This window comes from Actinomycetospora flava, from assembly GCF_037400335.1.
GTDB lineage: Bacteria > Actinomycetota > Actinomycetes > Mycobacteriales > Pseudonocardiaceae > Actinomycetospora > Actinomycetospora flava.
Genome location: NZ_JBBEGM010000033.1, coordinates 1 through 2,727, shown reverse-complemented (window position 1 = coordinate 2,727; position 2,727 = coordinate 1). Strand labels below are relative to the sequence as shown.

The window sequence follows — 2,727 nt, the reverse complement described above, 5'->3', positions numbered from 1 at the left end:
TGATGGCGCTAGCTGAAACTTCCCACTCCTGCTAGATCAACTTCCCCAGGTTGCACGGCGGTTCCGGCGTGGTGTCGGGGCCGGGTGAGGGTCTGCCGCTGGGCTCGCGGGTGAGTGATCACCGGCGGAGCAGCGGGAGGCCCGGGTGCTGTCCTGGGAGGCAGATGTGGAAGCGCACGCGTTGCGCGAGCAGGGCTGGACGATCTCGGCGATCGCCCGGCATCTGGGCCATGACCGCAAGACCGTCCGCGCCTATCTCGAGGGTCGGCGGGTCCCCGAGGCGCGGGTGCGCCGCGAGCCCACGCTGACCGAGCCGTTCCTGGAGTACTGCCGGCTGCGGCTGGCCGAGGATCCCCACCTGTGGGCCTCGACCCTGTTCGACGAGCTCGCCGGGCTCGGGTTCGCCGGCTCCTACCCGTCGCTGACCGCCGCGATCCGCACCCACGGGCTGCGGCCGCACTGCGAGCCCTGCGCGGCCTCGAAGGGCCGCGACACCGCGGTGATCACCCATCCGGCCGGGGAGGAGACCCAGTGGGACTGGGTGGAGCTGCCGAACCCGCCGACGGGGTGGGGGCTCGGGCGAGAGGCGCATCTGCTGGTCGGGTCGCTGGCGCACTCGGGGCGCTGGCGGGCGGTGCTGGCCGAGGCCGAGGACTTCCCGCATCTGATCGAGGCCCTCGACCGCGTGACCCGCAAGCTCGGCGGGCTGACCCGCCGGTGGCGCTTCGACCGGATGGCCACGGTCTGCTCCCCGAGCAGCGGGACGGTGTCGGCGGCGTTCGCGCAGGCCGCGAAGCACTACGCGGTGGCGGTGGATCTCTGTCCGCCGCGGCACGGCAACCGCAAGGGCGTGGTCGAGAAGGCCAACCACTCCGCCGCGCAGCGCTGGTGGCGCACCCTGCCCGACGACGCCACCGTCGCCGGTGCTCAGCAGAGCCTCGACGAGCTCTGCGAGCGCCTCGACGGCCGGGTCCGGCGCCGCGACGGCGAACGCACCACGGTGGGCGAGCTCGCTGCGGGCGAGGGGCTGCGGGCGGCGCCAGCGGCGGCGTTCCCGGCCGAGCTGGCCGTGGTCCGGACGGTCTCGGGGCAGGCGCTGGTGTCGTTCCGCGGGAACCGGTACTCGGTGCCGCCGGGCATGCCTGGCGCGCAGGTCGTGGTCCGTCACCGCCTCGGGGCTGATCAGCTGCGCATCGTCACCGCCACCGGCGCGACCGTCGCGGTCCACCGCCGCGCCCCCAACGGCGCCGGCGCCACGGTCCGCGATGGGGGGCACGTCCGCGCGCTGGAAGCCCGCGTGCTGCAGGCGTTCACCGACTCCCCGCCCTGTCGACGCAAGACCCGACGACCCGCCGGGGACGCCTCGCAGGCCGAGGCCGCCCGGCTGCGCGGAACACCGGCGACCGGCGCAGCAGAGCGGGTCGTGATCGACATGGCCGCCTACGCCGCGCTGGTTCCTGCCGCCGCCCGCGCGACCAGCACGAACGCCGGTGAGACCTGGTGACCACCAGCGAAGCTCGCCGATATCAGAACCTGCGCGCCCACCTCGGCTACCTCAAGCTCAACGACGCCGCCGAGCACCTCAACCAGGTCCTCGACGCCGCCCGCCGCGACGGGCTGTCACTGACTGCCGCCCTCGAGCGGCTGCTCGAGATCGAGGTCGAGGCCACCGAAGCCCGCCGGCTGGCCTCCCGGTTGCGGTTCGCCTGCCTGCCCGGTCCCTGGACCATCAGCGACTTCGACTTCGCCGCCCAACCCGGCGTCGACGAGAAACTCGTCCGCGACCTCGCGACCCTGCGCTTCCTCGACGACGCCGCCAACGTGCTGTTCGTCGGCCCACCCGGAGTCGGCAAGACCATGCTGGCTACCGCCCTGGCCCGCGGCGCGGCCGACGCCGGTGCGCGGGTCTACTTCACCACCGCCGCCGACCTCGCCGCGAAGTGCCACAAGGCCGCCCTCGAGGGCCGCTGGAACACCTGCATGCGCTTCTTCGCCGGCCCCAGGCTTCTGGTGATCGACGAGCTGGGCTACCTGCCGCTGCCCGGCGACGGCGCCTCGGCGCTGTTCCAGGTCATCAACCAGCGCTACCTCAAGTCGAGCACGATCCTCACGACCAACGTCGGCATCGCCGACTGGGCCGGCGCCTTCGGCGACGCCACCGTCGCCGCCGCCATGCTCGACCGGCTCCTGCACCGGGCCACCGTCGTCGGCATCGACGGCCCCTCCTACCGACTCCGCGCCCACCAGCGCACCTCGGACACCCTGCGCGCCGCCGCGGGCCACCGCCCCGGCTCCGCTGCAGGTCAGGGAGGCAGCCATGCCAGCTGACCCGAGCAGAGACAACGAGGCGGACTGGCGATCTGAGCGCGCCTGCCCGATCTGTTGGACCACCTTCATCCCCGCCGGGCCGCGGCACCGCTACTGCTCCGACCGCTGCCGCAAGCACGCCCACCTGCGACGGCGAGCCGAACCGGGCGCCACCAGCGACAGCCGCTCGCCCGAATCCGCCCCGGCACCCATAGCCGTTCGGGACTGCCCGCACTGCGGCGGCGAGGTCAGCATCGTCGCCCTTCTCACCACCCCCGAAGCCGCCCGACCCGCCCTTCCCGGACCAGGCGTCATCCCGCTCCGACGAGCTTGACCACCCCCGCCGTCACGGCATTAAGGTGATCTCTCACCTGGGGAAGATGATCTAGCGCCTCTGGGGAACTCCGGCCAGCGTCATCA

At 73.2% G+C, this 2,727-nt stretch carries 2 protein-coding genes; both read left to right on the top strand.

Annotated elements, in window-relative coordinates:
- Positions 1-166 precede the first annotated feature (166 nt).
- The gene (locus tag WCD58_RS33520) at positions 167-1,504 is read left to right on the top strand and encodes a Mu transposase domain-containing protein (protein WP_337707486.1); all 1,338 of its coding nucleotides are present in this window, start codon (positions 167-169) and stop codon (positions 1,502-1,504) included.
- On the top strand, positions 1,501-2,328 hold the full coding sequence (gene istB / locus WCD58_RS33515; RefSeq protein WP_337707485.1) for an IS21-like element helper ATPase IstB: 828 nt from the start codon (positions 1,501-1,503) through the stop codon (positions 2,326-2,328). Before WCD58_RS33520 ends, istB begins: the two co-directional genes overlap by 4 nt.
- Positions 2,329-2,727 lie beyond the last annotated feature (399 nt).